The 26665-nt window shown below is 64.6% G+C and carries 29 protein-coding genes and 4 tRNA genes; 5 read left to right on the top strand and 28 right to left on the bottom strand.

What is annotated here, in order from left to right; translation table 11 throughout:
• The 14 genes from NP3_RS32060 to rplJ form a co-directional block, all read right to left on the bottom strand.
• Positions 1–259, bottom strand: a 259-nt coding sequence (locus NP3_RS32060; RefSeq protein WP_174566290.1) for a hypothetical protein, incomplete at its 3' end; no start/stop codon positions are given.
• A 420-nt stretch (positions 260–679) separates the two neighbouring features.
• Positions 680–1393, bottom strand: coding sequence for a hypothetical protein (locus NP3_RS32055; RefSeq protein ID WP_084509269.1), 714 nt, complete (start codon positions 1391–1393; stop codon positions 680–682).
• 11 nt (positions 1394–1404) lie between these two features.
• A complete protein-coding gene (locus NP3_RS32050; protein WP_157124696.1) occupies positions 1405–2097 on the bottom strand; it encodes an Rv1363c family protein in 693 nt (230 codons plus the stop codon).
• A 130-nt stretch (positions 2098–2227) separates the two neighbouring features.
• A complete protein-coding gene (locus tag NP3_RS32045; protein WP_063045464.1) occupies positions 2228–3469 on the bottom strand; it encodes an MCE family protein in 1242 nt (413 codons plus the stop codon).
• Positions 3466–4701, bottom strand: a complete 1236-nt coding sequence (locus NP3_RS32040) for an MCE family protein (protein WP_063045462.1) — start codon at positions 4699–4701, stop codon at positions 3466–3468. The genes NP3_RS32045 and NP3_RS32040 overlap by 4 nt, the downstream gene beginning before the upstream one ends.
• Positions 4698–5972 (bottom strand): MCE family protein, encoded by a 1275-nt coding sequence (locus NP3_RS32035; RefSeq protein ID WP_063045461.1) that lies wholly within the window; start codon positions 5970–5972, stop codon positions 4698–4700. Before NP3_RS32035 ends, NP3_RS32040 begins: the two co-directional genes overlap by 4 nt.
• A gap of 1 nt (position 5973) precedes the next feature.
• The gene (locus tag NP3_RS32030; protein WP_063045459.1) at positions 5974–6984 is read right to left on the bottom strand and encodes an MCE family protein; all 1011 of its coding nucleotides are present in this window, start codon (positions 6982–6984) and stop codon (positions 5974–5976) included.
• Entirely contained in the window at positions 6984–8051 is a 1068-nt protein-coding gene (locus NP3_RS32025; protein ID WP_063045473.1) for an MCE family protein, read from the bottom strand. Before NP3_RS32025 ends, NP3_RS32030 begins: the two co-directional genes overlap by 1 nt.
• Positions 8052–8059: 8 nt before the next feature.
• Entirely contained in the window at positions 8060–9412 is a 1353-nt protein-coding gene (locus NP3_RS32020) for an MCE family protein (protein WP_157124695.1), read from the bottom strand.
• Positions 9413–9454: 42 nt separating this feature from the next.
• Complete coding sequence (locus NP3_RS32015) at positions 9455–10255, bottom strand: MlaE family ABC transporter permease (protein ID WP_063045471.1); 801 nt, start codon at positions 10253–10255, stop codon at positions 9455–9457.
• 69 nt (positions 10256–10324) lie between these two features.
• Positions 10325–11086: an MlaE family ABC transporter permease gene (locus NP3_RS32010; RefSeq protein ID WP_063045457.1), complete on the bottom strand. Its 762-nt coding sequence runs from the start codon at positions 11084–11086 to the stop codon at positions 10325–10327.
• A 44-nt stretch (positions 11087–11130) separates the two neighbouring features.
• Positions 11131–12207, bottom strand: coding sequence for an ABC transporter ATP-binding protein (locus NP3_RS32005; RefSeq protein WP_174566289.1), 1077 nt, complete (start codon positions 12205–12207; stop codon positions 11131–11133).
• Between the two features lie 241 nt (positions 12208–12448).
• Entirely contained in the window at positions 12449–12829 is a 381-nt protein-coding gene (rplL, locus tag NP3_RS32000; RefSeq protein ID WP_040696004.1) for a 50S ribosomal protein L7/L12, read from the bottom strand.
• A 67-nt stretch (positions 12830–12896) separates the two neighbouring features.
• Positions 12897–13436, bottom strand: coding sequence for a 50S ribosomal protein L10 (rplJ, locus tag NP3_RS31995; RefSeq protein WP_040696007.1), 540 nt, complete (start codon positions 13434–13436; stop codon positions 12897–12899).
• A 427-nt stretch (positions 13437–13863) separates the two neighbouring features.
• Here rplJ and NP3_RS31990 point away from each other — a divergent pair, with 427 nt between their 5' ends.
• Positions 13864–15462, top strand: coding sequence for an MFS transporter (locus NP3_RS31990; protein ID WP_063045453.1), 1599 nt, complete (start codon positions 13864–13866; stop codon positions 15460–15462).
• 16 nt (positions 15463–15478) lie between these two features.
• On the opposite strand, the gene NP3_RS31985 is transcribed toward NP3_RS31990, so the two are convergent.
• The 11 genes from NP3_RS31985 to NP3_RS31935 all read right to left on the bottom strand — a co-directional run bounded on the left by NP3_RS31985 (position 15479) and on the right by NP3_RS31935 (position 21581).
• Positions 15479–16012 carry an NADPH-dependent FMN reductase gene (locus tag NP3_RS31985; protein WP_063045452.1) on the bottom strand — a complete coding sequence of 178 codons (534 nt, stop codon included), beginning with the start codon at positions 16010–16012 and terminating at the stop codon, positions 15479–15481.
• A gap of 99 nt (positions 16013–16111) precedes the next feature.
• Entirely contained in the window at positions 16112–16825 is a 714-nt protein-coding gene (gene rplA, locus NP3_RS31980; RefSeq protein ID WP_063045450.1) for a 50S ribosomal protein L1, read from the bottom strand.
• A gap of 77 nt (positions 16826–16902) precedes the next feature.
• Positions 16903–17337: a 50S ribosomal protein L11 gene (gene rplK, locus NP3_RS31975; protein ID WP_040696015.1), complete on the bottom strand. Its 435-nt coding sequence runs from the start codon at positions 17335–17337 to the stop codon at positions 16903–16905.
• A 51-nt stretch (positions 17338–17388) separates the two neighbouring features.
• Entirely contained in the window at positions 17389–18168 is a 780-nt protein-coding gene (gene nusG, locus NP3_RS31970; RefSeq protein ID WP_063045469.1) for a transcription termination/antitermination protein NusG, read from the bottom strand.
• Between the two features lie 105 nt (positions 18169–18273).
• Positions 18274–18657: a preprotein translocase subunit SecE gene (gene secE / locus NP3_RS31965; RefSeq protein ID WP_040696019.1), complete on the bottom strand. Its 384-nt coding sequence runs from the start codon at positions 18655–18657 to the stop codon at positions 18274–18276.
• A gap of 106 nt (positions 18658–18763) precedes the next feature.
• Positions 18764–18836: transfer RNA gene (locus NP3_RS31960), tRNA-Trp, on the bottom strand.
• Between the two features lie 231 nt (positions 18837–19067).
• On the bottom strand, positions 19068–20132 hold the full coding sequence (locus NP3_RS31955; protein WP_063045467.1) for a fused (3R)-hydroxyacyl-ACP dehydratase subunits HadA/HadB: 1065 nt from the start codon (positions 20130–20132) through the stop codon (positions 19068–19070).
• 343 nt (positions 20133–20475) lie between these two features.
• Positions 20476–20646: a 50S ribosomal protein L33 gene (rpmG, locus tag NP3_RS31950; RefSeq protein WP_011211653.1), complete on the bottom strand. Its 171-nt coding sequence runs from the start codon at positions 20644–20646 to the stop codon at positions 20476–20478.
• Positions 20647–20689: 43 nt separating this feature from the next.
• Positions 20690–20765 (bottom strand) — tRNA-Met (locus NP3_RS31945).
• A gap of 74 nt (positions 20766–20839) precedes the next feature.
• Positions 20840–20912, bottom strand: a tRNA-Thr gene (locus tag NP3_RS31940).
• A 177-nt stretch (positions 20913–21089) separates the two neighbouring features.
• On the bottom strand, positions 21090–21581 hold the full coding sequence (locus NP3_RS31935; RefSeq protein WP_040696024.1) for a YajQ family cyclic di-GMP-binding protein: 492 nt from the start codon (positions 21579–21581) through the stop codon (positions 21090–21092).
• 205 nt (positions 21582–21786) lie between these two features.
• Here NP3_RS31935 and NP3_RS31930 point away from each other — a divergent pair.
• Positions 21787–21869 (top strand) — tRNA-Tyr (locus NP3_RS31930).
• A gap of 56 nt (positions 21870–21925) precedes the next feature.
• On the opposite strand, the gene NP3_RS31925 is transcribed toward NP3_RS31930, so the two are convergent.
• Positions 21926–22162, bottom strand: coding sequence for a hemerythrin domain-containing protein (locus NP3_RS31925; protein ID WP_281197646.1), 237 nt, complete (start codon positions 22160–22162; stop codon positions 21926–21928).
• Positions 22163–22328: 166 nt separating this feature from the next.
• Here NP3_RS31925 and NP3_RS31920 point away from each other — a divergent pair, with 166 nt between their 5' ends.
• Positions 22329–22793 carry a MarR family transcriptional regulator gene (locus tag NP3_RS31920; protein ID WP_084509265.1) on the top strand — a complete coding sequence of 155 codons (465 nt, stop codon included), beginning with the start codon at positions 22329–22331 and terminating at the stop codon, positions 22791–22793.
• A gap of 18 nt (positions 22794–22811) precedes the next feature.
• Here the strand turns inward: NP3_RS31920 and htpX are convergent, their stop codons facing one another.
• Both htpX and NP3_RS31910 read right to left on the bottom strand, forming a co-directional pair.
• The gene (gene htpX, locus NP3_RS31915; RefSeq protein WP_063045447.1) at positions 22812–23693 is read right to left on the bottom strand and encodes a zinc metalloprotease HtpX; all 882 of its coding nucleotides are present in this window, start codon (positions 23691–23693) and stop codon (positions 22812–22814) included.
• 110 nt (positions 23694–23803) lie between these two features.
• Positions 23804–24826 (bottom strand): polyprenyl synthetase family protein, encoded by a 1023-nt coding sequence (locus tag NP3_RS31910; RefSeq protein ID WP_040696101.1) that lies wholly within the window; start codon positions 24824–24826, stop codon positions 23804–23806.
• Positions 24827–25020: 194 nt separating this feature from the next.
• Between NP3_RS31910 and NP3_RS31905 the strand changes: the two genes are divergently transcribed.
• Positions 25021–26301 (top strand): geranylgeranyl reductase family protein, encoded by a 1281-nt coding sequence (locus tag NP3_RS31905; RefSeq protein ID WP_063045445.1) that lies wholly within the window; start codon positions 25021–25023, stop codon positions 26299–26301.
• A gap of 1 nt (position 26302) precedes the next feature.
• On the top strand, positions 26303–26665 hold a 363-nt coding region (locus NP3_RS31900; RefSeq protein WP_063045443.1), incomplete at its 3' end, for a helix-turn-helix transcriptional regulator.

The following is a 26665-nucleotide window of genomic DNA, read 5'->3' as shown; positions in this document are numbered from 1 at the left end:
AGAAGTCCTCGATCGGCGAGAGCTCCTCGAGCACCTCCTCCAGACCGCCCGTTAGTCCGCCGTCGCCGCGAGCCGCGGCTTTCTCACGCCACGAGGGCGAGCCGATCAACCATGCAAATGAGTCGGTCTGTAGATCGAGAAGTCCGGGCACCTCCAAGGGTTCACGGATCTTCGCGAAAGACACCCGCAACGGGGCTCCGGGGATTCCGGCAACTGCCTTGGTCTGGGTGGAGACTGCCAAGATGCGTCCTTCCAGCACCTCACGCGCGTCGCGTGGTGGTCCGCGACCGTCGCTTGTCTGCTACGAATTCCGCTGGATACAACCCGAACGAAACCCGAACAGGCAACAACGGAAGTAACACCGGAAGGTGGAACTTACGTGTGCAAATCGAGGTATGGACAGGAGGCAGCCAGCGCAACGTCCAACCGTACACCCATACGCAAGGTGGTGTCAAAGTACCACCCGAACAAGCCTCCGTGTGGCGGCACGCCGTGACCGTTATGGCCGCATTCCGGGTCCGAATCGCTGGCTGCGTCGGGAGCCACGGGGCGCGAGAAGCCACTGTGACAGCTGCCGCTGTTGTGAATAGCGTGACGTGTCCGGCGAAACTCGTCAAGTGGCGGACCCGACCCGGTGATCAGCCAGATCCCCTGCCCCGCTGGGCTTATGCCGCCGAAATCACTGATCGACGATGGCCGCGGCCAGCCACTTGCCGTCCACCTTCTGCATTTTCAGCACGATCGGGCCGGAGGCGCTCTGCTGGGCAACGCCGTTCTTGTTCGCGCTGACGACGAAGTTCACCAGCAGCTCGGCCCTATCCTGGGTGAGCAAGGTCACCCCGATCGGGTCGGCGAGAGCATCGGCGCTGGTCTGCGCCTGTTTCAGGGCGGCGAGATTGGTATCGGCGTACTTGTCGAAATCGGCGAGCATCTGCCCGGTGACGACACCGTGCACCGCATCCTTGTAGCCGTCGAGCTTGTTCACGTCATAGGCGTAGATGGTCTTCAACGCGTGCGAGGCGGCCGCGGTCACCTCTTCGGTGGCCTTGGTGTCCACATAGGCCTCGTTGGAATCGTCTATGCCGGGACGGAACGCCGCGACCACGGCGAAGGCCCCCAGCAGCACAGCGACGAGGAGAAGGGCCGCGACCACGCCCCACCCCGCGCCCGGACGCAACCGCTGCGACCACGGCCGCGACGGCTCCGCGGGCTGCGGAGCCGGACGGGCCGGTTCCGCGCTACCGGCGACCTTCGTCCGGCGCTTCGTGGTCGCCGCTTCATCGGCCGCGCGGGTGCTGCGGCGTGCGGTGACGGAACCGGTGTTCGCCGCCGTGCGGCCCACGGTGGGACGGCTGCGGGGAGTGACCCGATTGACTGGTCGACGAGATGCCATGACGGGTTCTCCTACGATCCGGGCTTGGGCGCGGGCGTTGCACCGGGCTGTGCGGCAGACGGCTGGTTCAGCGGGATCGGCTGACTCAACGGACTCGCCTTCTCGGCCTTCCAGACCTCCCCCTGCTTGACCAGATCAAGGGTCCAGGTCTGACGGTAGGAGTACGGCGCGACATCCGGGACGGTCCTGGTGGTCTGCAGCACGATGAGCGCGGAGGCGTGGTCGCGCTCGGAGTTCAGCGCGGTCAGCGAGGACCCGACGACCTTGGACTCCAGCCTGGTCTTGGCCTGCGTGGCCTGCTCGCGGAACTGCTCCTGGGTCTTGGTGGCGTCGTCGAGCAGCGATCCGGTCATCGACGACTGGATCAGCTTGATCGAACCGTCGACATCATTGGGATCCAGCGACATCAGGTTGATCGCGGCCTGCCTGGCATCGGCCAGCGCGGTATCGCGCGCCTCGACGCGCGGACCGTCGGTGAAGAAGGCCGCGCGCACCCAGCCGGTGCCGAACCAGACCGCGGCGATCAACGCGACGACCAGCGCGGCGGCCGCCACCAGGGTGACCGCGAGTCGTCCGCGGGGTGCGTCCGCGGACGCGACCGCCGGGCGCACGGGATCCGATGCCGTCGCGTCATGCGCTGCGGCATCAGCTTCCGTGGAATCGGAGCCGGTTACCGGCGTTTCCTTGGACATGTCGATGCTCACGACCGTACCTCGCTAGCGCTCGGCACGGTCGTGCCCATCATGGGCGCAGTGTTCTTGGTTCGTTCGCTTCGCTCACTCACGGCCAGACACCCTAACTATTGTTACTGCGGCGTAGCCGCGTAGTTCCTGTTCACCGCTTGGGCGTGACCCCCAACAGGGTGGCCATCTGCACGGCGATCGGGTTCAGATTCAGCTTCTCGGGATCGGTCTTGGGATTGGCATCCCAGGGCTGCACAATGCTCGGATCCGCCAGATCGGCGCGCATTCCGCCGCGCACAGCGGTCGGATTGCCGAACGGCACAGTGCATTTCGCGTCCTTGTTGAACGGGAAGTCGTCGCGGGTGTCGTCGAAGTCCGGATTCTCCCGCTTCATCTGGTCGAGGATCGCCTTGGTGCCCTCGTAGCCCTGGGTGCACGCGGGCGGGTTGTTCACCTCGAGCACCAAGCCGAAGTGGCTGGTGCCGTCGCCGGGCGCGGTGGAGGACGCGCCGATGGACAGCCCCGGCAGCATCTGCAGCAGCGGACGCAGCGCGTAGAACTTCGGCGAGATGGTCAGCAGCAGCTGACGCAGGTTGGTCAGATCCTCGGTGAGCGCGCCGCCGCTCTCGTTCAGCAGCGCGGTGATCTGCTGGCCGGCATCGGTGCCGGTGCCGATGAGCCGCCGGATATCCGGATCGCTCGAGCGCAGTTGAGCGGTGAGCAGGTCGAGGCCCTGGCTGAACTGCCGGATGTAGCCCGACTGCTCGGCCTGGGTGCCGAGTGCGATCCGGCCGTCGCGGATCAACTGGATCGTCTGCGGCAGGCTGTCGTTGAACGTGGCGGTGAACTTGTTCAGCGAATCGACGAAGACCTTGAGGTCGTCGCCCTTGCCGTCGAAGGCCTTGCCGAGTTCGGTGACGGTGGTGTTGAGCGCGGTCAGATCCACCGAGCGAGTGAAGGTGTCCACGCTCTGGACCAGCTGCTCGACCGAAATCGGAGTCGTCGCCGAAGTGATGACCGAACCGTCGCGCAGATACGGGCCCTTATCGGAATCGGGCTGCAGATCGAGGTACTGCTCACCGATGGCCGAACGGTTGGCGATCACCGCCTTGGCCGACTCCGGAACCTTCGGCGCACTCGAATCGAGCACCAAGTTGATCGCGACACCCGTGTCGGTGAGTTCGAGACTGCCGACCCGGCCGACCGGGACGCCGCGGTAGGTCACCTCGGCGCCCTTGTAGATGCCGCCGGTCTGCTTGGCGTCGACCTTCACGTTGTACTCGCCGATGCCGAGCATGTGATCGAGCCGAACGTATTTGGCGCCGACGAAAACCACACCGAGCACCGCGATCACGGCGAACGCGACCAGCTGGTAGCGCACCAGACGGGTCATCGCTGACCACCTCCGATCTGGTCGAGAATCGCCCCGAGCGGATTGGCGGGCAGCTGCGGCAGGCCAGCGGGGTAACGCGGAATATTGGGTGGCAGCGGCAGCAGCGATACCGTCGGCCAACCCGGGCGCGGACCATTGCCGCCGTAATACGGGTTGGTCGGATTCACCGGCACCTCGGGGCCGTAAGGCGGCGGGATGTACACCGGATCTCCCTTGCCGACACCGAGGTTGCTGAGCGTGACGCCGATCTGCTGATCCACCGAGAGCCAGGTATTCACCTGACCACCGAAGGTGCCCTCCAGCGTCGAGTCCGGGAATGGATAGGTCGGTATCAGCGGCAGCGCGGTGACCAGATCCGGTGCGGCCTTGCCGAGTTCCTGCAGTGTCGGGCGCAGTGAGGTCAGATCCTTGATCAGGTCGTCCTTCGAGTGGTTCAACACGTCGAAACCGGCCTGACCCACCCGATCCAGCTGCTGCAACAGCGAAATCAGTTGTGGCCGTTGTTCGTCCAGGATCTTGATGCCCCTCGGCAGCTCATCGATGATCTTGCTGATCTGATCGGTCTGGGTGCTCACCCGACCGCTCAGCGTGGCGAGTCCGTCGATGGCCCTTGTGATGTCGTCGACCTGCTCGTTCAGCCCACCGATCAGGGTATTGGCCTGATCCAGCAGCGAGCGCACGCGCTCCTCGCGACCGCCGAGGGTCTTGTTCAGCTCCGTGACGATGGGCTGCAGCTGCGCGACGCCGCCACCGTTGAGCAGCAACGACAGCGCACCGAGCACTTGCTCGATCTCGGTCGCGTGCCTGGTGTGGTCGGCCGGGATGACCGAACCATTGGCGAGCTTCTTGCTGTCGGGTTCCTCGGCCGGCTTGGACAGTTCGATGAACTTCTCGCCGAGCAGATTCGACTGCCGCACCTCGGCCCGCGCATTGGCGGGCAGGTCGACCGAGGAGTTCACCAGCGCGCGCACGCTGGCCGTCCAGCCGTCCGGAGCAAGGGCGATTTTCTCGACACGGCCGACCGCCACACCCTCGACCTTGATCGCGGACTGCGGCACCAGATCGAGCACATCGTCGAACCGGATATCGAGGGTCATCGGATGGTCGCCGACATCGGCACCACCGGGCAGCGGCACCGCGTAGATACCCTCAGACGAGCACGAGGTCACCAGGACCGTGCTCATGCCCACCACCAGCACCGCGCTGGCCACGGAACGGATTCGCTTGTTCATCGCTGGCCACCTCCCTGCGAGGGCGGAAGTTGATCGGACGGGGTACCCGGAACCGTGCCGGGCACCGGGGCGCGCTGCTCGTTCTCATTGCTGAGGATGCCGAACGGCAGGATCAGCGTCGGTGTCTTCACACCGGCGGTGATCTGATCGGTGATCTCCTTGCAGTGATCCAGGATCGGGCGCATCTGCTTGCCGAGCGCTTCGAACTTCGGATCGCCCGGCATCAACTTGCTCAGATCCAGCATCTTGCACACCGCACCGAACGGATCCTGCAGATCGGTGAAGTTGGCGCGCATATCGAGGGTGCCGGATTCGGCATTATGGATATTGATCAGGTTGCTCAGCGCCAGCGGCAGCACCGGCAGTGCCGCGGCCAGATCGTCGCGCTGCTTGGCCAGCGTCGCGGTGAGCGTGGTCAGGCCCTGGGCATTCTGCTGGACCAGATCCCGGTTCTCGTCGATGAATCGAGCGACATCGCCGAGTGCGACCGAAAGCAGGTTCAGCGCCGCACCGAGATCGTGACGCTCCCCCGCGAGGAAGGTCGACAGATCCGCGAGCTGGGCATTGAATTGCCGCACCTGCTGGTCGTTCTGGGCCAGCATGGTGACGAAGGTCTGCAGGTTCTTGACGGTGTCGAAGATATCGCCGCGGGCATCACTGAGGTACCGCGCCGCGCGCGAGAGCTGAGTGATGCTGTTGGCCAACGCCTCTCCGTTGCCCGTCAGATTCGCGGCCGAGGTGCGCACCAGTTGGTTCACCGCGCCCTGGGCGTTGGCGCCGTTGGGGCCCAATGCATCCGAGAGTTCGGTGATGCTCTTGTACAGCTGATCGACCTCGACCGGGGTGACCGTGCGATCGCGCGGAATGGTCGCGTTGCGCGGCATTTTCGGCCCCCCGGTGTAGGCCGGGGTCAGCTGGATGTAGCGGTCGGACACGATCGACGGCGTGATCTGCGCGGCCTTGGCATCGGCGGGCACGTCGATGCTGCGGTCGACGCTCAGCACCACCTTGACCTGCTCGCCTTGCGGCTCGACGGAATCCACTTTGCCCACCGGCACACCGAGGACGCGCACATCAGAACCCTCGTAGATGCCGACGGAGCGGTCGAAGTACGCGGTGATCTTGGTCGTGGTCATCCGGTCGAAGACCCACCAGAGGGCACCGGCCAGGACCAGCGCCGCGATCACACCGATCACGATGGTCGCCTTGGTGCCGCGACGCGAGGTCCGCAGCGCGGTGAGCGGCTCCTTACGAGGCCAGTTCACCCCCATGTCAGTTACCTCCCATGGTGCGCACCGGCGGCCGGTCGCCCGGAATCTCCGGCAGACCGGGCGGAAGCAGGTTCACGATCACCGCGTCGAACCAGCGACCGGTACCGAGCACATTCGCGTAGAGGCCGTAGAACGGCGCCGCGAGTTCCAGCGTCTTGGAAATGTTCTGTTGGTTCTCGTTCAGCAGGTCGATGGAGGCCCTGAGATTGGTCAATGCCGGACCTATCTGCTTCTCGTTATCGGCGACCAGCGCGCTCAGTTCGGCCGACACCGTCTTGGCTCCGGTGAGCAGCTGTGCGATGGACTGCTGGCGAATATTCAACTCGGCCAGCAACTGTCCGCCGTTGGCCAGCAGACGCTCCAACTGCTGATTGCGATCGGCGAGCACACCGGTGGTCTGCCTAGCAGCCGCGAACAGCTTCTTGAGTTCCTCATCGCGCTTGCCGAGGGTTTCCGAGAGCCGGGCGACACCATCGATGGAATTGCGGATCTCCGGCGGTGTGGTCTCGAACGCCTCCGAGAGCACCCGCATGCTGGTGGCCAGCTGCGCGGTGTCGATCTGATCGATATTTCTGGCCGCATCGCTGAACGCATCCACCACGTCGTACGGAGATACCGTGCGCGACAACGGAATCACCTTGCTCGGATCGGCGGGCTCGGAGCCCTTCGGATCCAGCGCCAAGTACTTCTGGCCGAGCACGGTCTTGATCTGGATGGAGGCAGTGGTCTCGTTGCCGACCCACGCGTCCTGGGTGCGGAAGTCGACGAGCACCTTGTTGCCGTCGAGCCGGACATCCGATACCGCACCGACCTTCACACCGGCGATGCGAACCTCATTGCCCTTCTTGAGGCCCGCGGCCTCGGAGAACTGCGCGGTGTACTTGGTACCAGCTCCGATGATCGGCAACTTGTCCAGGAAGAACGCGGAGATCGTCACGAGCAGCACCATGGCCAGGCCGAGCACACCCAGGAACGCGGGGCTGCGCTTGCCGAGCAGGATCCGGTCGTCCATCAGTGACCACCCTTCCCCTGGCAGCGCGGCGCGGCATTGGTGTAGAGCGGCTGGTTGACCGTCGGCAGCCCGGCGGGGAGGTTGAGCTGCGGCGCATCCACCGCGCCCGGTCCGACCACGATGTCGATACCGCACAGATAGAACTGGAACCAGGAGCCGTAACTGCCTGCGCGGCCGAGCTTCTCCATCTTGATCGGCAGATTCGTCAGCGCCGTATTCACTTCGTCCTTGCGCTCGTCGAGAGTGCCGGTGAGCTGGCTGAGCCCGGCGATCGAACCCTGCAGCGTCGGGCGGGTCGGCACCAGCAGATCGGCGGTGGCCGAGGCCAGATTGGCGAGCGAGGTGACCGAGCTACCGATGGTGTCGCGTTCGGCGGCCAGTCCGCTGACCAGTGCCTCGGTATTGACGATCAGCTGATCGAACTGGCCCTCGCGTTCGTTGACCGCGTTGAGTACGGCCGTCAGGTTGCGCACCAGATCACCGATGACCGCGTCCTTGTCGGCGATCTTGTTGGTCAGGTTCGCGGTGGTCGCCACCAGATCGTGGATGGTGCCCTGCTCCCCCTGGAAGACCTGGATGATCTCGTAGGACAGCTTGTTCACGTCATCGGCGGTCAGTGTCTGGAACAGTGGACGGAAGCCGTTGAACAGTGTGGTCAGGTTCAGCGCGGGCCTGGTGTGCTCGAGCCCGATGGTCGCACCCTTGTTGAGTTTGCGGCCTTGTTCGCCCGTGCCCTGCTCCAGCGCGATATAGCGCTGGCCGACCAGGTTGCGGTACTTGATGGTCGCCGTCGTGGACGCGGGCAGCCAATCGCGGTCGGTCAGTTCGAATCCGACCTCGGCCTGGCGCTTGTCCACGATCTTGACGCTGGTGACCTTGCCGACCCGGACACCGGCGATGCGTACCTCGTCACCTTTATTGAGCGAGGTGACATCGGAGAAGCGCGCCTTGAACGCGGTGCCGCCGCCGGTGTAGTTGGCGATCGAGAGCCCGAGGATCGTCGTCGCCAACAGCGTGACGACAACGAAGATGACGAGTTTGGTCAGCGGCCCGCCGAGGCCGCGCATCGCTTCCTTCATCGCACGCTCACCTCGCTGCCACGGAATGCGGGTGCACCGATCCTGGTGACCCAGCTGGGCACCTGGTCGGGCGAAACACCGTTCGCCGCACCGTAGATCGTGCCGAGGGTCTGCTGTTCGGCGGGCGAACCGGCCGTGGTCGGCACATTCGCGGCCGGGTACATGCCGAACTGCGGCACCGGTAGCTTGCCGCTGTCCTGGTCACCCGGATTGCGGCTCGGCACCTGGTAGGAACCATCGTTGATCGGTCCGCCCGTGTATTGACCCGGATCGGTGAAGACCGGGTATTCCGGCAGGCACCAAGGCCCGCGGGTGTCCAGCCAGCGCGGCTCGTCCTGGTTGGGCAGGTACTTTCCGCGGGTGTTGGTCAGCTCGATGGTGACTCGCGAGCCGGGCCGCTTGGTGCCCATGCCCATGAGCTGGTCGATGCGCGGCTTCATCTTGGCGAAGTTCGCTATTGCGCAGGTGTAGGTCGGCGAGTAGGTCGCCAGCTGTTCCAGCGCGGGCCGCGAGTCGGCGGCCACATCGATGATGTTGTCGCGGTTGGCGATCAGGAAGTCCGCGGTGGTGGCCGCGGTCGGATTCAGCGTGGCCAGCAGGGTGTCGATCTGCGGACGACGCTGCACGATGGTCGCGTTGGTGGTGCGCAGGTTGTCGAATGCGTCGACCAACTGCGGCAGCGCATCGGAGTAGGTGGCGGCCACATCGGCGAAGCTCACCAGATCCTGCTTGAGATCCGGCATGACCCCGTTGACCTCACGGAAGATGTGATCCAACTTCTCCACCGTCTCACCGAGCGCCAGCCCCTGACCCGAAAGCGCTTGGGACAGTGCGCCGAGCGTCGAGGCGAGATCCTGCGGCGGAATCGCCTGCAGCAGTGGCAGCACATCGTCGAGCAGCTTGCTGATCTCGATGGCATTGCCGCTGGTGTCCTGATGCAGGGTCACGCCCTCGGTCAGGTGCTGCTTACTCGGCTCTTCGGGGATGACCAGATCCACATACCGCTCGCCGAACAGCGTCTTCGGCAGCAGCCGGGCCGTCGCATTGACCGGAATCTGCTCGGCCTTACCGGGATCGATCGCGAGGTCGAGGGTCACCTTGCCGCCCTCGGACCGGCTGGACCTGACCTCGCCGACATTGACGCCACGCACCTTCACATCGGCATTGCGGGTCAACGCATTTCCCACGCTGTCGGTGATCAGTTCGACCCGGACGGTATCGACGAACGCCTTGTTGTAGATCGCGACCGTGGTGACCAGGAATAGTGCGCAGACCACGAAGAATGCGATACCGAGCAGCCGGACGCGCAATTTCTCGGTCGCGCGCCACATCTGCACGCGATTACTCATGACGGCACCTCACTGCCGCTCCCATTTCGATGATCCGCGTGCTCATCCGGCAACCCGCACTGTCGTAGTAGTTCCCCAGATTGCGAGGCTCAGGAAGAAATCGAGCACATTCACGAGCACGATCGCCGCGCGCACCGCGCGACCCACCGCAACGCCGACACCGGCCGGTCCGCCGGTGGCATTGAAGCCGTAATAGCAATGCACCATGATGATTACGAATGCGAAGACCAATACTTTGACGAATGAATACAAGACGTCTTCTGGTGGCAGGAACAAACTGAAATAGTGGTCGTAGGAACCACTGGATTGTCCGTTGAACCAGATGCTGATCATTCGCGACGCCAGGAATGTGCCCAGCAGGCCCACGATGTAGAGCGGGATGACCGCGAGGAAGCCCGCGATCACCCGGGTGGTGACCAGGAACGGCACACCCGGCACCGCCATCACCTCGAGCGCATCGATCTCCTCGGAGATCCGCATCGCGCCCAGCTGGGCGGTGAAACCACAACCCACCGTCGCCGATAGCGCGAGCGCCGCGACCAGCGGCGCGATCTCGCGGGTGTTGATGTACGCGGTGAGGAAGCCGGTCAGCACCGAGCTGCCGAGCGAATCCAACGCCTTGAAGCCCTGCAGGCCGACGACGACGCCGACCGAGCCGGACATGAACACGATGACACCGATGGTGCCGCCGATGACAGCCAGCGCACCACTGCCGAAGGTCACCTCGGCGAGCAGCCGCATGACCTCCTTGCGGTAGTGCACCGCGGTGCGCGGAATCCAGGCGATGGCCTTGGAATAGAACGACATCTGATCGCCGGCGCGATCGACGACATTCACCGGCATGCGCGCGATCTCACGGACCCGGCGGGCGGATTTCGCCAGGACCGGGGGACGGTACGAGGTGGCCACGGGTCAGGCGCCCTTGGCGGGGACGACCTGCAAATACACCAGTGTCAGGATCAAGTTCACGAAGAACAGAACCATGAAGGTGATAACCACGGATTGGTTCACCGCGTCTCCGACTCCTTTCGGGCCCCCTTTGGGATGCAACCCCTTGTACGCGGCGATCACGCCTGCGATCAGACCGAATACCAAGGCCTTGATCTCGCCGATCCACAGGTCCGGCAGTTGGGCCAGCGCGGAGAACGAAGCGAGGTAGGCGCCGGGCGTACCGCCCTGCAACCCGACATTGAAGAAATAGCCGCCGGCGATGCCGACCACCGATACCAGACCGTTGAGCAGCAGCGCGACCAGCATCATGCCGAGTACGCGCGGCACCACGAGCTTCTGCACCGGATCGACGCCGAGCACCTCGAGTGCGTCGATCTCCTCACGGATGGTGCGCGAGCCGAGATCGGCGGCTACCGCCGATCCGGCCGCGCCCGCGATGATCAACGCGGTGACAACGGGGGCGGCCTGCTGGACAGTAGCCAGGACGCTGGTTGCGCCGGTAAACGATTCGGCGCCTAGTTGTTTGATCAGAGAGCCGGTCTGCAGCGCGACAACCGCACCGAACGGGATGGCAACCAGTGCGCTCGGCAAGATCGAGACACTCGCGATGAACCACGACTGCTCGATGAATTCGCGCAACTGGAAAGGCCGTTTGAACGTCTTGCGCATAACGTCGATGAACAGCGCAAAGATGTTGCCGGCCTGGCCAAACCCCGACTCCATTGGAGTCCGCAATCGCGCCAGGGTGGAATTCACGATCGCAGATGTTACCCGTTAGTTGTGTTGTGGCGCACGGTAGTGTCGAATGACCCACCCTCGTATCCGCCCAGCTCGCTGTTCTGGTACGCCATCACCTGCGTGTCGTCGTTCTGCTCAAGTGACTCACGGATAGCCGCCTGGGCCGCATGCGGCAGGGTGTGCATGATTTCGCGGACGCGCGCCTGACGGCGCAGCACCGCCTGACGCACCGGCATGCCCGGAGTGGCCCGCATCTGCGGGATGATGCCCTCGACCTCTTCGGCGCCACCGTGATGGTGCCCGGCGTCGACGAGGGCCTGCTCGCGGGCCATCTGCGCCTCGTCCTTTTCCTCCGACATACCGATCGGACCGATCATGCGACCGTTGAGGAATTGCTTGACCACCGGCTCTTCCGAGGTCAGCAACACCTCACGCGGACCGAACATCACCAGCGAGCGACGGAACAGCATCCCGATGTTGTCGGGCACGGTGCGCGCCAGGTTGATGTTGTGGGTCACGATCAGGATTGTCGCGTCGATCTGCGCGTTGATATCGATCAACAGCTGCGACAGATACGAGGTACGCACCGGGTCCAGACCGGAGTCGGGCTCGTCGACGAGGATGATCTGCGGATCCAGCACCAGCGCGCGAGCCAGACCGGCACGCTTGCGCATACCACCGGAGATCTCACCGGGCAGCTTGCCCTCGGCACCGAGCAGACCGGTCAGCTCGAGCTTCTCCATCACGATCTTCTTGATGTCCGATTCGGACTTCTTCGTATGCTCACGCAACGGGAACGCGACATTGTCGAACAGATTCATCGACCCGAACAACGCGCCGTCCTGGAACAGCACACCGAACAGCTTGCGGATTTCGTAGAGCTCCTTATTGGAGCAGGTAGTGATATCGGTGCCGTCGATGAAGATCGAACCGCGCTCCGGACGCAGCAGACCGATCAGCGACTTCAGAAAGACGGATTTACCGGTACCCGAGGGGCCGAGCAGCGCGCTGACCTCACCCGAGGGCAGCGTCAGAGAGACGTCCTGCCAAATTCGCTGTGAACCGAAGGACTTGGTAACACCCTCGGTCCTGACCTCGACGCCCACGCCAACCTCCACAAATTCTCAGCGAGCCACCCACCGGCGAACCGCGCTATTCGGTATCACGGTGTGTCGCATCACAGTGGGTGCGGTCACTGTAACCCATGAGCATGACGCGGCACACCCTTACCTGACCGAAGAGTAACCCCGAATCACTCGCAATATTCGCATTACCGTCGCACGCGTCATGACAACGCAAACGGGCGGCCCCCGATGGGGACCGCCCGTTCGGCGAGTTACTCGCGAATTACTTCACGGAGACCTTGGCGCCGGCCTCTTCCAGCTTCGCCTTGGCAGCCTCGGCGGCGTCCTTGGCGACCTTCTCCAGGATCGGCTTCGGGGCGCTCTCGACGAGGTCCTTGGCTTCCTTCAGGCCCAGGCCCGAGACGATCTCACGGACCACCTTGATGACCTGGATCTTCTTGTCGCCGGCACCCTCGAGGATGACGTCGAACTCGTCCTGCTCCTCGGCGGCCTCGGCCGGAGCGGCAGCGCCACCGACGGCGGCGACGGCGACCGGAGCAGCCGCGGTGACCTCGAACTTCTCCTCGAACTTCTTGACGAAGTCCGACAGCTCGAGCAGGGTCATGTTGCCGAAGGTCTCGAGCAGTTCGTCAACGTTGGCCATTGTTGTTTCCTTTCGGTAGTTGGTTGTCTATGTGGGCGAAGCGCACGCGATCCACCCGCACGGGGTGTTACTCGGCGGCAGCTCCGCCTTCTTCGGCCTGCTTCTTCTCCTGCAGCGCGGCGGCCAGGCGGGCCACCTGCGAAGCGGGAGCGTTGAACAGACCGGCAGCCTTCGCCAGGTTGCCCTTCATCGCGCCGGCCAGCTTGGCCAGCAGCACCTCGCGGGACTCCAGGTCGGCGATCTTCTCGACCTCGGCAACGGACAGCGCGGCGCCGTCCATGTACCCGCCCTTGATGATGAGCGCCTTGTTCTCCTTGGCGAAGGTCTTGATGGCCTTCGCTGCGTCGACCGGCTCGCCCTTGATGAAGGCGATGGCGGTCGGTCCGACGAACAAGTCGTCCAGGCCAACGACGCCCGCTTCCGCAGCCGCCCGCTTGACCAGGGTGTTCTTGGCGACGGAGTAGGTAGCGCCTTCGCCGAGCGCGCGACGCAGATCGGTGAGCTTACCGACCGACAGACCACGGTATTCCGTGATGACGGTGGCCGACGAGCTCTTGAACTGCTCCGTGATCTCCTCGACCGCGGTGACCTTCTCGGGTTTTGCCATACTTCGCCTCCTCTCTGGATGTCGGTTCGTATTCGAACTGCCGAGTACCAGGGGCCAGCGAAAAGCAAACGCCCCGAACGCAGAGCGTTCCGGGGCGCAATAGGTGATCGACCCGGGCTTGCCCAGATCGAATCCCAGCCTCGGTCCTCCCTGCGTGGGCCGCCGGCTCGATGCCGGACCTTCGACCACGCCCGAATGGGCGCAGCGACCAACGGTCTTCGGTAGAACGGATTGGGTAGTCATCGAACTCGTCGATTACTTCGGTCCAGAGTAGCCTAACCCGCCCCCATCTGCCAAAACGGCTACGAACGGAACCCTTCCGCACCCGAATCGTTGTGGCACAGCTCACAATTCGGCCCAATATGTGTCGGATGTCGCGACAATAATGTGTCACCAAGAGTGACAGTTACTGTTTGACTACCGAACTATGGCAACCCCCATAGTCGATCCACCGGTGCTGTTGGAACGACGCACCAGGCGCTTCATCGCTCTTGCCGTCGTCTGTCTGGCAGAGCTGCTGGTCGTCCTCGACAACACCATCGTGAACGTGGCCCTCCCCTCCATCGGAGTGGAATTGGCCACCGGCGTCAGCGGCCTGCAATGGGTCGTCGATGCGTACACCCTGACCTTCGCCGGACTATTGCTTGCCTTCGGCAACCTCGGCGACCGCTACGGACGCCGCCGCGTCATGATGATCGGCCTGGTCGGCGTGGCCGTCATGTCGATCGGCGGGGCGCTGTCGGACTCCATGGGCAGTGTCATCGCCGCCCGCGCCGCGATGGGAGTCTTCGCCGCGGCCGTCTTCCCCGCGACGCTGGCGCTGATCATCAATATCTTCACCGATAAGCGCGAGCGCGCACTGGCCATCGCCGCCTGGACGGCCATGGCCGGCTTCGCCATCGCGATCGGCCCGATCTCGGGAGGCTGGCTGCTGGAACACTTTTCGTGGCATTCGGTCTTCTGGATCAATGTGCCGGTGGCGCTGATCGCCCTGGCGGCCACCCTGATCTGGGTGCCCGAATCGCGATCCGCCCAGGTGGGGCGGCTCGATCTGCCGGGTATCGGATTGTCGGTCATCGGCATCACCGCACTGGTGTGGGCAATTATCGAAGCGCCGCGCTACGGCTGGCTTTCCACGACCACACTCGGCGTCGGCGCACTCGGCATCGCACTGCTCGCGGCGTTCATCACGTGGGAATTGCGCACCGGCGCACCGATTCTCGATATGCGGCTGTTCCGCAATCGCCGATTCTCCATGCCCGCCTTGGCGATTGCGGTCGGCTACTTCTCGATGTTCGGATTCCTGTTCCTTATTACCCAGTACTTCCAAGGGGTGCGGGAGTACACGCCGCTCGAATTCGGTATCGCCTCGCTGCCGTTCGCGTTCTCCGTGGCGATCGGCGCACCGATCGCGACGCTCATGGCGACCCGAATCGGCACCACGCCGGTGATCGTATTCGGGTTGTTGCTCACCGGGGCCGGGCTGTATCTCGGCGGGCAGGTCACGGTGGACAGCAGTTATGTCATCGGTGTACTGCCGTCCATGGTTTCGATGGCGCTCGGCCTGGCCATCGTGCAGGGACCGGCCACCGAATCGATCATGTCGGCACTGCCACTGGACGAAGCGGGCGCAGGGTCGGCGGTCAACGACACCACCCGCGAGATCGGCGGCACCCTCGGCGTCGCGGTGCTCGGCTCGATTGTGGCCTCGTACTACACGACTCGCATCGCCGCGCGCATCGATGCGGTGCCGAAAGGGCTGATGAGCGAGAACGAGAAGAGCCTGGTGAAGGCCAGTCCGCTCAGCGTGCTCGAAATGCGCAAGCGCCCACTGGCGCCGTTCTTCGAAAGCCAGCGCGAAAACCTCATCGTCGCAATGAAAACCGCGGCACTGCAGGGTTCGCATGCGGCATCACTGGTCGCGGCAGGTGCGGTGGTGGTGTGCGCCGTCATCGTCGCCATCTTCCTGCCATGGGGTGCCCAACAGAGCGAGTCCGTCCTGTTGGGCTGGCGCAAGTCGGATTGACCGTCGCGGCGACGAGTCAGACGCGCGCGGCCTGCCGGACCAGAAGGTCGAGGGCTGCCAGTGCTCCCGTTCGGAATTCTGGGGTGGTGACCAGGCCGTCCGCGTCGACAGCGTCGCGTGCGACGGGAAGGCGAGCGCAGATCGCCGGATCCACGATCGCGCCGACATAGCCGAGCACCGTTGTCAGGGTCGTGGCCGCACCTTCGCCACGCCCCTGCGCGGCGACATTGATGAAGGCGGTCGGCTTTTCGTAGAGGTCCGCGGCGCCGACGGTCCAATCGAGCAGGTTCTTGAAACTGCCGGGCAGCGTGCCCGCGTACTCCGGGGTGCAGAGCAGGACCGCATCGGCGCGCGACATATGTTCGTGCAGTGCGACAACCGAGGGATGTCCGGTCCCGTCGTCATCCGGGCTGAAGGCGGGGAGTTCGGATAGGCCGTCGTACCAGAAGGTTTCGACCCCCTCCGGCGCGATCGCCGCAACGGTGCGCAATGCGGCGGTATTCGTCGAAGCACTGCGCGTACTTCCGGAGATGAGCAGAACAGCGGTCACCTCAGTGGCAACGATCGCCGCACGCGAATTAGTCCGGCGACAAAACAAAAGGGCGGGAACGCGATTCGCGTTCCCGCCCTTGTGTGCTGGGGGTGCTACTTACGCATCCTCGTCGAGGAGGTTGCGGGTGCGGTTCGGGTCCACCGGGATGCCCGGTCCGGTGTTCGTCGAGACCGTCACCTTCTTGACGTAGCGGCCCTTGGCGGTCGACGGCTTGGCACGCAGGATCTCGTCCAGCGCGGCGCCGTAGTTCTCCACCAGCTTGGCATCGTCGAAGGACGCCTTGCCGATGACGAAGTGCAGGTTGGCCTGCTTGTCGACGCGGAAGTTGATCTTGCCGCCCTTGATGTCGTTGACGGCCTTGGTCACATCGTTGGTGACCGTGCCCGTCTTCGGGTTCGGCATCAGGCCGCGCGGGCCGAGGACACGCGCGATCCGGCCGACCTTGGCCATCTGGTCCGGGGTGGCGATCGCGGCGTCGAAGTCCAGCCAGCCGCCCTGGATCCGCTCGATCAGATCCTCGGCGCCGACGGCGTCCGCACCGGCGGACTCGGCCTCGGCGGCCTTCTCACCGGCCGCGAACACGATGACGCGGGCGGTCTTACCGGTGCCGTGCGGCAGGTTGACCGTGCCGCGGACCATCTGGTCGGCCTTGCGGGGATCCACACCGAGACGAACGGCGACCTCGACGGTCGCGTCGGTCTTGGTGGTTGCGGTCTCCTTCGCCAGCCGCGCGGCGGCCAGCGGGGAGTAGAGCTGAGTGCGATCGACCTTCTCGGCCGCGGCGAGATACGCCTTGCTTCGTTTTGCCATGATTTTCTGTCCTTAATGTGGTTCAGAAGTGGTTATCGGGTCTGGCCGACCCTCCCACCGGAATTGCGAGTGCGAACTCACGCCTCGACGGTGATACCCATCGAACGCGCGGTACCCGCGATGATCTTGGCCGCCTGGTCGATGTCCTTGGCGTTCAGATCTTCCTGCTTGGTCTTGGCGATCTCCCGGACCTGGTCCATGGTGACCTTCGCGACCTTGGTCTTGTGCGGCTCGGCCGAGCCCTTCTGCACACCGGCGGCCTTGAGCAGCAGCTTGGCGGCGGGCGGGGTCTTCAGTTTGAAGTCGAAGGTCCGGTCCTCGTACACCGAGATCTCGACCGGAATGACGTTGCCACGCTGCGACTCGGTCGCGGCGTTGTACGCCTTGCAGAACTCCATGATGTTGACGCCGTGCTGACCGAGCGCGGGGCCGACCGGAGGGGCCGGGTTCGCCTGGCCGGCCTGGATCTGAAGCTTGATGATCCCGGCGAGCTTCTTCTTCTTGGGGGGCATCTTTCTTTCCTAGGGTTTTTGTGTCCTTGCTCTTTGCAAGATTCGGGGGTCCTAGATCTTCGCGACCTGGGTGAACGCCAGCTCGACCGGAGTCTCGCGACCGAAGATCGACACGAGCACCTTGAGCTTCTGCTGCTCGGCATTGACCTCGGAAATGCTGGCGGGCAACGTCGCGAACGGGCCGTCCATCACAGTCACCGACTCGCCGACCTCGAAGTCGACCTCGATGACCGGCTTGGGCGCGATATCCGTGGCGGTCGAAGCCGCGGCGGCGGCCTCGGCAGCGGGCTTCTTCTGCTGCTGCGCGGCCGGGACCAGGAACTTCACCACGTCGTCGATGGAAAGCGGTGACGGCCGCGAGGTGGCGCCGACGAAACCGGTCACACCGGGGGTGTTGCGCACCGCGCCCCACGACTCGTCGTTGAGTTCCATCCGGACCAGGATGTAACCGGGCAGCACCTTGCGGTTGACGTGCTTGCGCTGACCGTTCTTGATCTCGGTGACCTCTTCGGTCGGCACCTCGACCTGGAAGATGTAATCCTCGAGGTCCAGGTTCTGCACGCGGGTCTCGAGGTTGGCCTTCACCTTGTTCTCGTAACCGGCGTACGAGTGGATTACGTACCAATCGCCGGGGGCGCGTCGCAGCGCGGCCTTCATCTCGGCAACCGGATCGGCGGGTTCGGCATCGACAGGAGCGGCCTCGACAACTTCGGCGTCAGCGGCGTCGGATTCGTCGACAACAGCTTCCTCGACGCCCGCGGACTCCTCGACGGTCTGCACCGCTTCGTCGACCGGGAACTCGTCGGTTGTGTCGTTCTCCGGGGTGCTCACTGGGGCACTCGCTTCCTGTGTCGTCACGTACATCCTTTGCGTACCGGGCCTGGCGCGCTGTAACGCGCCGACTCGGGGTCGGCTACCGGCGTCGGCGGCGATCAGCTAGCCGAACAGCCAGTTGACACCCTTGATGAACGCCAGATCCAACCCGCTGATGAACGCGACCATGAAGATCACGAACACCAGAACAACGCTCGTATAGGTGACCATCTGCTTCCGGTTGGGCCAGATCACCTTGCGCAGTTCCGCGACTACTTCGCGCAGGAACTTGATCAAACGCTTGAACGGGTTACCCGTCTTCTTGCGTTCGGCCCGATCGGTCTTCTTGGCTGCCTTGCCCGATGTGGGCCGATCGATCGTGGCGACCGAGCCCGAATCGGCATTGCGACTGCGCCGCGCGGACCGCTTACCGCTCGGCCGAGCCACCGCGGCGGTGTCGTCGTCCTCGGCATGCGCGCCGTGGCGATTATCCCGCTCGTCGCTCACGCCGTCGCCTCGCTACGCTCGGCGCCGCCGTGCGCGATGCGCGCTGTGCCAATGGCTCGCTCGCTACGCTCGCTCACGTCGATCCTTTCGTCGCTGGCATCCAGGGCAGGGGCGACAGGACTTGAACCTGCAACCTGCGGTTTTGGAGACCGCTGCTCTGCCAGTTGAGCTACGCCCCTTCGGTTGGACGATCCAGCTGTCCAACCACTGTTCTGTGTTCAGTTGTCGTTCTTCCATCTGGTGTCACACAACACGCGCGCCACTCCGGCAGTTGCCGGCCCCGTCGGCGAATCCTTGCGGACTCACCTGGAACCAGCCCTTGCAGAGCAGCGCGCAGCGGCTGGTGACCCCAGAAATCTGAGTGTACGTTACCGCCTGCGGCATATGCCAATCAGGGTCGCTCGACCAGGTCAGGCCAGTTGGACCGTCGCGGTGGCGCGTCCGAAGATCTTCTTGCCCGCCGACTTCGCCACGATGGCGACGACCGCAGTCCGGGTCTCCGGATCCACCGACTTCACCTTACCCGTGAACTCGACCTCCGCAGGCTCCTCGGAGCCCACGTAGACCGGGCTGGTGAAGCGGACGTTGTACTCCTTGACCGCGCCTGGATCGCCGAGCCAGGAGCTGACGAAACCGCCGCCGAGGCCCATGGTGAGCATGCCGTGCGCGACCACATTGTCCAGGCCGACCAGCTTGACGACCTCGTCACTCCAGTGGATCGGATTCGCGTCGCCGGAGACGCCCGCGTAGTTCACCAGATCGCCGCGGGTCAGCCGGACGGTGCGCGGGGGCAGCTCGGCGCCGACAGCGACGTCCTCGAAGTTGATCGCGTGCTTGCTCGGCACGATCGCGGGCACCACGGGCGCGGGCGCCGCGGGTGCATCGGCGGCGGCCCCGGTGCGCGGATGGTGACTCGGCGCGTCCTTGTCGATGCCGTGCATGAGCACATTGCGGACCGCGCCCTGCAGGTTCGGATCGATATCGCCGCCGCTGCGCCCGATCAGCGTGGTGTAGGTGGTGAGCACCACCTCGTCCTGCGCGGTGACGATGTTCTTGGTGACGATGATGTCGCCGCCGAAGGCCTGCCGGAACGAGTGCAGGTAGACATCGCAGACCAGCTGGTCGCCGACCTTGATCGGCCGGTGGAATTCCAGGATCTGATCGGTCTGCATGATCTGGCTCAGGTCGTAGCCCGTAACGATCTGCTCGAAGAGTTTGCGCTGGGCCAGAATTCCGACCAGGGAGATGAAGGTGACCGGGGCGAGCAGGCTGTCGTAGCCGTACTCCTGCGCGGCGTCCTCATCCCAGTGCACCGGGTGGTAATCCTGCACAGCGCGGGCGTATTCACGCACCTTCTCGCGGCCGACCTCGTAGTAGTCGTCGACGCGGTAGTGATGACCGACCATCGCCGCGGCGTGCGCCGCGGGGTCGAGTTCTTCGTCCGCTGCGACCGCTTCGTCTGTACCGGTGTTGATTGTCACGGGAGGACTGTACCTATCTGACCCCGAGCCCCGGAGTCGACGGAGCGTTCACGACTGCGCCTCGCTAGCGCTCGGCTCCGTCGTGCCCGCTTGGCGGCTGTGTCGATCAGTTACTCGCTTCGCTCGCAACGGGACTGCGCCTCGCTAGCGCTCGGCTCCGTCGTGCCCGCTTGGCGGCTGTGTCGATCGGTTACTCGCTTCGCTCGCAACGCCCACCGCACTCGAGTCGGAAAACACGTCAGGGCCGGACATATGTCCGGCCCTCGCAAGTGTCACGACCCGAGAATCCGGGACGAACCCGGCAGCCAATCAACGCGGCAGCGGCACGCGTGGTGGACTAGCGGGATTCGCGGTGCGCCCGGTGGGTACCACAGTTCGGGCAGAACTTCTTCAGCTCCAGCCGATCCGGGTCGTTGCGCCGGTTCTTCTTGGTGATGTAGTTGCGGTGCTTGCACTGCTCGCAGGCCAAGGTGATCTTTGGCCGGACATCGGTGGACTTCGCGGCCACGATATTCCTTCTTTCGGGTCAACCAGATGGTCTGATCGGTCTTTGGTAGCGATGGCCGGACTTGAACCGGCGACACAACGATTATGAGTCGTTTGCTCTACCGACTGAGCTACACCGCCACGGGGTCGCATTGCTCGGTGATGCCGCGCCCAACCTTGGAGATGCCGAGTCGGTCACCACCGGCAATCCGGCGAGCCCCCTAACGGAATCGAACCGTTGACCTTTTCCTTACCATGGAAACGCTCTGCCGACTGAGCTAAGGGGGCATGACTAGCTCCGCACCGTGACCAACGTTCAGGACTCCGGCGCGGCGAAGTCTTGAACGAGGTTACACACTCACCGGTCGCACCTCCAAACCGGGTGGTCAGAGCGGCTTTTGCGGCCACTCGCGACGGCCTGCCAGCGACTGCTCGCAGGTCGCTCGAAAAGATCAGCCACGACGCCTACCGATAATTGACGAACTGCAGCGCGATGCCGAAGTCCTCACCCTTCAACAATGCGATCACCGCCTGCAGATCGTCGCGCTTCTTACTGGAGACGCGGAGTTCGTCACCCTGGATCTGCGCCTTGACGCCCTTGGGCCCCTCGTCACGGATCTTCTTGGAAATTTTCTTCGCATGCTCGGCGTCGATGCCCTGCACCAGTGTGCCGGTGATTTTGTAGGTCTTGCCGGAGGCCGCGGGCTCGCCGGCATCGAAGGCCTTGAGCGAGATATCGCGGCGAATCAGCTTTTCCTTGAATACGTCGAGCGCCGCCTTGACCCGCTCTTCGGCCTCGGCACTGAGCACGATCTTGTCCTCACCGGACCATTCGATACTCGCGCCGGTGCCACGGAAGTCGTAGCGGGTGTTCAGCTCCTTCTCCGCCTGATGCAGCGCGTTGTCGACCTCCTGACGGTCGACCTTGCTGACAACATCGAAAGACGAATCGGCCACACTTCGCTCCTGTCCTGGCGGTCCAACGGGTCCCAGCTGACCCTTTCGAGCGACCTGCAAGCAGTCGCCGGCGACCAGATGATCCGGTCACCGTCAGTTCTACCCCGGAGCGCGACCGTAGTCCCGTCGCATGGCCGATGGCCAGCCGGTTTGCATTCAGGGTGCGGGTTCGTTGTAAGCTGCTCTGCGCGTCGAGAAGCGCGACGGCAGGTTGCCCGAGCGGCCAATGGGAGCAGACTGTAAATCTGTCGGTGAAAGCCTACGTAGGTTCGAATCCTACACCTGCCACCGAAAACCCCCGCCGATCATCATGATCGGCGGGGGTTTCTCATTTCCGCGGGCATTTACCGCTGCCGAAGTGCGGCTGGGTCGGTCGCATTCAGGGTTGCGACGAGTTCATCCTCTTCGTGTCTGAAATGGGTTTCCAATTCATTGGCGAGACGGTCGAATTCGGTGCGCTCCCGGGCCGCGTCGGCACTGTTCAGCAACTGGTGCAATTCGGCGAGTGCCGCGGCGACCACACCGTGCTCTCGCCGCAACCGCTCGACCACCGGAGCCAATTCGGGATGCTGGCGGACCAGCGCCGGAAAGACACCGCCGAAGTCGGCTGCGCATCTGTCATATCCTTCGTCCTCCCGGATCGCCGGGCGGACCGGCGACCGCTGGCACTAGCCTTGCCGGAGAGATCAGATTTTGCTTTGCAAGCAAAAATACTTTGTAAGCAAAGTTTATTTGGAGGTGTGCGGGATGTCGACGGGCGCGCGTGGCATCGGGGTGGACGAGGGCATTCGGAGTCTGCTGCTGCTCATGCCGCGGGTGGTGGGGCGGGCCAAGAAGATGCGCGTTCCCGAAGAGCTGCAATCGTTTTCGCTTGCTCCGCGGCATCTGTCACTGCTGGCGAATCTGGTGTTCGAGGGGCCGATGACGGTGAACGAGCTGGCCGCACGGCTGGAAGTCGCGCCGACGACCGTCAGTCTGATGGTGGGCGATCTGAGCCGTCAGGAGGTGCTGGAACGCCGCTCGGATGCGGCGGATCGCCGTCGGACCATCGTCGCCATCGCGGCGGCGCACGAGAAGTCGGTCAATGCCTGGCTCGGTGGCAGTACGCGGGCCTGGCGGAAGGTGCTCGAGCCGTTGAATGCCGAGCAGCGGCGGATGTTCGTCGACACGCTACGGGCGTACGAACAGGAACTCGCGACCGAACACGATTGAGCGCGCCGGGTCCGCCGATCAGTAGTTGCGGGGCCCGCCCGCCATTTCCTCGAGCCGGGCGATGCGCTCGGCCATCGGGGGGTGGGTGGAGAACAGGCGTGCTGCACGCTCACCGGCCCGGAACGGGTTGGCGATCATCAAGTGCGACTGGGCAGTCAGCTGCGGCTCAGGGGGCAGCGGGGCGGCCTGTACGCCACGCTCCAGCTTGCGCAGCGCCGAGGCCAGGGCGAGCGGGTCGCCGGTCAGCTCGGCGCCGGATTGGTCGGCTTGATATTCGCGGGAGCGGGAGACCGCCAATTTGACCAGGGTCGCGGCGATCGGGCCGAGCAGTGCCACCAGGATCACGCCGAGGATATTGGGGCCCTCGCCATTGCGGTTGCCGCCGAACATCGAGGCGAAGAAGGCCAGGTTGGCCAGGCCGGAGATGACCGCGGCGAGTGCGCCCGCGATCGAGGAGATCAGGATGTCGCGGTTGTAGACGTGCGATAGCTCATGGCCGAGTACCGCGCGTAGTTCGCGCTCGTCGAGGATCTGCAGAATGCCGCTGGTACAGCAGACCGCGGCGTGGCGCGGATTGCGTCCGGTCGCGAAGGCGTTGGGGGCGTTGGTCGGGCTGATATAGAGCCGCGGCATAGGCTGACGCGCCGTGGTCGCGAGCTCGCGCACGATGCGATAGATGACCGGGGCCTCCAGCTCACTGACCGGCTGCGCGTGCATGGCCTTGAGCGCGATCTTGTCGCTGTAGAAATAGGCGTAGGCATTCATGCCTACGGCGAGCAGGACCGCCAGGAACAGAATCATCGGGCTGCGGAACATCGCCCCGGCGAACACGATCAAGGCCGAGAGGCCGACCATGAGCCCGAACGTCTTCAGCCCATTCGCATACCCGTGCCCGTGCATACGTCTCCTTGCCCACTCCCCCGTCCGTCGAGTGTCCTACGGCAGATCAACGATAGAGATCGGGGGCAAAGTTCCGGATGTGATCCAGTCCGGCGCGCCGGTGCGAACCATCAGCCGACGCGTTCGATGGTGTAGCGGACCAGGCGCTCGAGTGCGTCGTTGGCCGGGCCCGACGGCAGCGCGGAAAGTTCGGCGTGCGCGATGTCGGCATAGCTCTGCAGCTTCTCCTTGGCCAGCACCATGCCGCGGGAGTGGGCGAGCAGGGACAGCGCCTCCTCGACCTCGTCGTCGGTCTGCAGCGGGTGGGCCAGCAGTTTGCGCAGGCGGTCGCCATCGGCGCCCTCGTCGCGCAGCGCGTACAGCACCGGCAGGGTGTGCACGCCCTCGCGCAGGTCGGTGCCCGGCGTTTTACCGGATTGTTCGGCGGCCGAGGAGATGTCGATGATGTCGTCGGAGATCTGGAAGGCGGTGCCGACCGCATCGCCGAGCCGGGCCAGCCGCTCGACGTGTTCGGCATCGGCACCGGAGAAGGTGCCGCCGAAGCGTCCGGCGGCGGCGATCAGCGAGCCGGTCTTCTCCCAGACCACGCGCAGGTAATGCTCGACCGGATCCTGGGATTCGCGGGCGCCCATGGTTTCCCGCATCTGGCCGGTGACCAGTTCGGCGAAGGTTTCGGCGATGATCCGCACGGCATCGGGGCCCAAAGTCGAGGTGAGCCGGGACGCGTGCGCGAAGAGATAGTCGCCGGCCAGGATGGCGATGCTGTTGCCCCAGCGCGAATTCACGCTCGGTGCGCCGCGGCGCATCGGGGCCTCGTCCATCACGTCGTCGTGGTAGAGGGTCGCCAGGTGCACCAGTTCGACCACGGTGCCCGCCGTGATCAGCGCAGGATCGGTGGGGCGCGGACCGAGCTGGCCGGTGAGGATGGTGAACAGCGGGCGGAATCGCTTGCCCCCGGCCTTGGCCAGATGCAGCGCCGCCTCCTGTAGGAACAGCTCGCCGTCGGACAGCTCATCGATCAGGAGTTTTTCGACATCGATGAGGCCATTGCGCACCGTCTCCGCGAGCTCGGTATCACCGAGATCGACTCCGGCCACCACCGTGCTCTCATCACTCACAGCCGATGTGCTCATCTCTTCTCCCAGCGATGCGTCCGACCCCACGGTAGAGAACCTAGCGTGTCCCCGCCGCGCGGCCCATGAACACCGTCACTATGCGGTGTATCAGACACTTTTCCATATCGTTTACCGACCTCATCGATCGCATGGTCTGCGCCACGGGCAGGCTCCATCGACACGAACCGAATGCTCCTGCGAGTATTGAGCGCATGGGTTCACCGGATGTCACCCCCGCCGACGGGGACGGGGAGACGCAGAGCGCGATTCCCACACAGACCGACGTGCTCGTGGTCGGTGCCGGGCCGGCCGGATCGGCCGCCGCCGCCTGGGCCGCGCGGGCCGGTCGCGATGTCCTGCTCATCGATTCCGCCGTCTTCCCACGTGACAAGACCTGCGGCGATGGACTCACCCCGCGTGCGACCGCCGAATTGGAGCACCTCGGGCTCGGCGACTGGCTGCGCGCGCACACCGTGAACCACGGCCTGCGGCTGACGGGTTTCGGTCGCGAGGCGCTGCTGCCGTGGCCGGGCGGTTCCTTCCCAACGTATGGAAGTGCCGTTCCCCGAACCGAACTCGACGACAAGCTGCGTGAGACAGCTGTGAAGTCCGGGGCCAGGATGCTGGATGGCACGAAAGTGATCGATGTCATCCGCGAGGGTGTCCGCGTCACCGGTGTGACGGTGAAGACGGCGGAGGGCACCCGATCGATCGGATGCGGGACGCTCGTCGTAGCCGACGGTGTCCGCTCCCCGATCGGCAAACTGCTCGGCCGAACCTGGCATCGGCAGTACGCCTATGGCACCGCGGCGCGTGCCTACATCGAATCCGCGCGCAGCGACGACCAGTGGATCACTTCGCATCTGGAGCTGCGCAATGCCGACGGCGACTTGGTGCCCGGCTACGGCTGGGTGTTCCCGCTGGGCAATGGCGAGGTGAACATCGGCGTCGGCTCGCTGGCCACCGAGCGGCGGCCCTCGCATATCGCGCTGAAACCGCTGCTGGAGCACTACACCTCGTTGCGCCGCGAGGAGTGGCAGTTCGAGGGTTCGCTGCGGGCGGTCGCGTCCGCACTGCTGCCGATGGGCGGGGCGGTGTCGAATGTCGCGGGGCGCAATTGGGTGCTGATCGGCGATGCCGCGGGCTGTGTGAATCCGCTCAACGGCGAGGGCATCGATTACGGACTGGAGGGCGGGCACATGCTCGCCGAGCTGCTGGACGAACCGGATCTCACGACGGTGTGGCCGGAACTTTTGCGTACCCGCTACGGTCGGACGTTCTCGGTGGCGCGGCGGATCGCCGGTCTGGCGACCCACCCCAGGATGGTGCCGATGGGCGGGCCGCCGGTGATGCGGTCGAAATATCTGCAGCGCACCGCGGTTCGGGTGATGGGCAACCTGGTCACCGACGAGGATCTGGATCTCACGGCCAGGGCCTGGCGGGCCGCGGGCCGGGCGTCCTATCGCTTCGACGAACTCGCACCCTTCACCTGAGATGACCGGATTACCCGCGCTCTACCTCCTTCCGCATCTGCGGCGGGCGCGGGATCTCGCGGACCGCAATTATGCCGAGCCGTTGAATCTGGACGAATTGGCCGCCGCCGCAGGGGTTTCGAAGTATCACTTCCTGCGCGCGTTCGCGGCCGTATACGGCGTGACGCCCGCGGCGTATCTGGCGGAGCGGCGGATCGAGCGGGCACAGGACTATCTGCGGGCCACCAACCTCACCGTGACCGAGGTCTGCATGCTGGTCGGGTACAGCAGTCTCGGGTCGTTCAGCAGTAAGTTCCGGCAGTTGGTCGGGGTGACACCGTCGGAGTACCAGGCCAAATTCGCGGATGGCGCGCCGCGGATTCCC

Source organism: Nocardia pseudovaccinii NBRC 100343, assembly GCF_001613225.1.
Classification (GTDB): domain Bacteria; phylum Actinomycetota; class Actinomycetes; order Mycobacteriales; family Mycobacteriaceae; genus Nocardia; species Nocardia pseudovaccinii.
The sequence above is the reverse complement of the archived record's forward strand: the minus strand, read 5'-3'. Positions and strand labels throughout refer to the sequence as shown.

What these genes read in the sequence shown, in the direction of transcription:
- NP3_RS32020 (WP_157124695.1), bottom strand. Translation starts at nt 9,412, where the DNA reads ATGAGTAATCGCGTGCAGATGTGGCGCGCGACCGAGAAATTGCGCGTC.
- NP3_RS31990 (WP_063045453.1), top strand. Translation starts at nt 13,864, where the DNA reads ATGGCAACCCCCATAGTCGATCCACCGGTGCTGTTGGAACGACGCACC.
- NP3_RS31910 (WP_040696101.1), bottom strand. Translation starts at nt 24,826, where the DNA reads ATGAGCACATCGGCTGTGAGTGATGAGAGCACGGTGGTGGCCGGAGTC.
- rplK (WP_040696015.1), bottom strand. Translation starts at nt 17,337, where the DNA reads ATGCCCCCCAAGAAGAAGAAGCTCGCCGGGATCATCAAGCTTCAGATC.
- rplA (WP_063045450.1), bottom strand. Translation starts at nt 16,825, where the DNA reads ATGGCAAAACGAAGCAAGGCGTATCTCGCCGCGGCCGAGAAGGTCGAT.
- NP3_RS32025 (WP_063045473.1), bottom strand. Translation starts at nt 8,051, where the DNA reads ATGCGCGGCCTCGGCGGGCCGCTGACCAAACTCGTCATCTTCGTTGTC.
- rplL (WP_040696004.1), bottom strand. Translation starts at nt 12,829, where the DNA reads ATGGCCAACGTTGACGAACTGCTCGAGACCTTCGGCAACATGACCCTG.
- NP3_RS31905 (WP_063045445.1), top strand. Translation starts at nt 25,021, where the DNA reads ATGGGTTCACCGGATGTCACCCCCGCCGACGGGGACGGGGAGACGCAG.
- NP3_RS32035 (WP_063045461.1), bottom strand. Translation starts at nt 5,972, where the DNA reads ATGGGGGTGAACTGGCCTCGTAAGGAGCCGCTCACCGCGCTGCGGACC.
- NP3_RS31920 (WP_084509265.1), top strand. Translation starts at nt 22,329, where the DNA reads ATGTCGACGGGCGCGCGTGGCATCGGGGTGGACGAGGGCATTCGGAGT.
- NP3_RS32055 (WP_084509269.1), bottom strand. Translation starts at nt 1,393, where the DNA reads ATGGCATCTCGTCGACCAGTCAATCGGGTCACTCCCCGCAGCCGTCCC.
- NP3_RS32040 (WP_063045462.1), bottom strand. Translation starts at nt 4,701, where the DNA reads ATGAACAAGCGAATCCGTTCCGTGGCCAGCGCGGTGCTGGTGGTGGGC.
- NP3_RS32010 (WP_063045457.1), bottom strand. Translation starts at nt 11,086, where the DNA reads ATGGAGTCGGGGTTTGGCCAGGCCGGCAACATCTTTGCGCTGTTCATC.
- NP3_RS32045 (WP_063045464.1), bottom strand. Translation starts at nt 3,469, where the DNA reads ATGACCCGTCTGGTGCGCTACCAGCTGGTCGCGTTCGCCGTGATCGCG.
- NP3_RS32015 (WP_063045471.1), bottom strand. Translation starts at nt 10,255, where the DNA reads ATGCCGGTGAATGTCGTCGATCGCGCCGGCGATCAGATGTCGTTCTAT.
- NP3_RS32030 (WP_063045459.1), bottom strand. Translation starts at nt 6,984, where the DNA reads ATGGACGACCGGATCCTGCTCGGCAAGCGCAGCCCCGCGTTCCTGGGT.
- htpX (WP_063045447.1), bottom strand. Translation starts at nt 23,693, where the DNA reads ATGCACGGGCACGGGTATGCGAATGGGCTGAAGACGTTCGGGCTCATG.
- rplJ (WP_040696007.1), bottom strand. Translation starts at nt 13,436, where the DNA reads ATGGCAAAACCCGAGAAGGTCACCGCGGTCGAGGAGATCACGGAGCAG.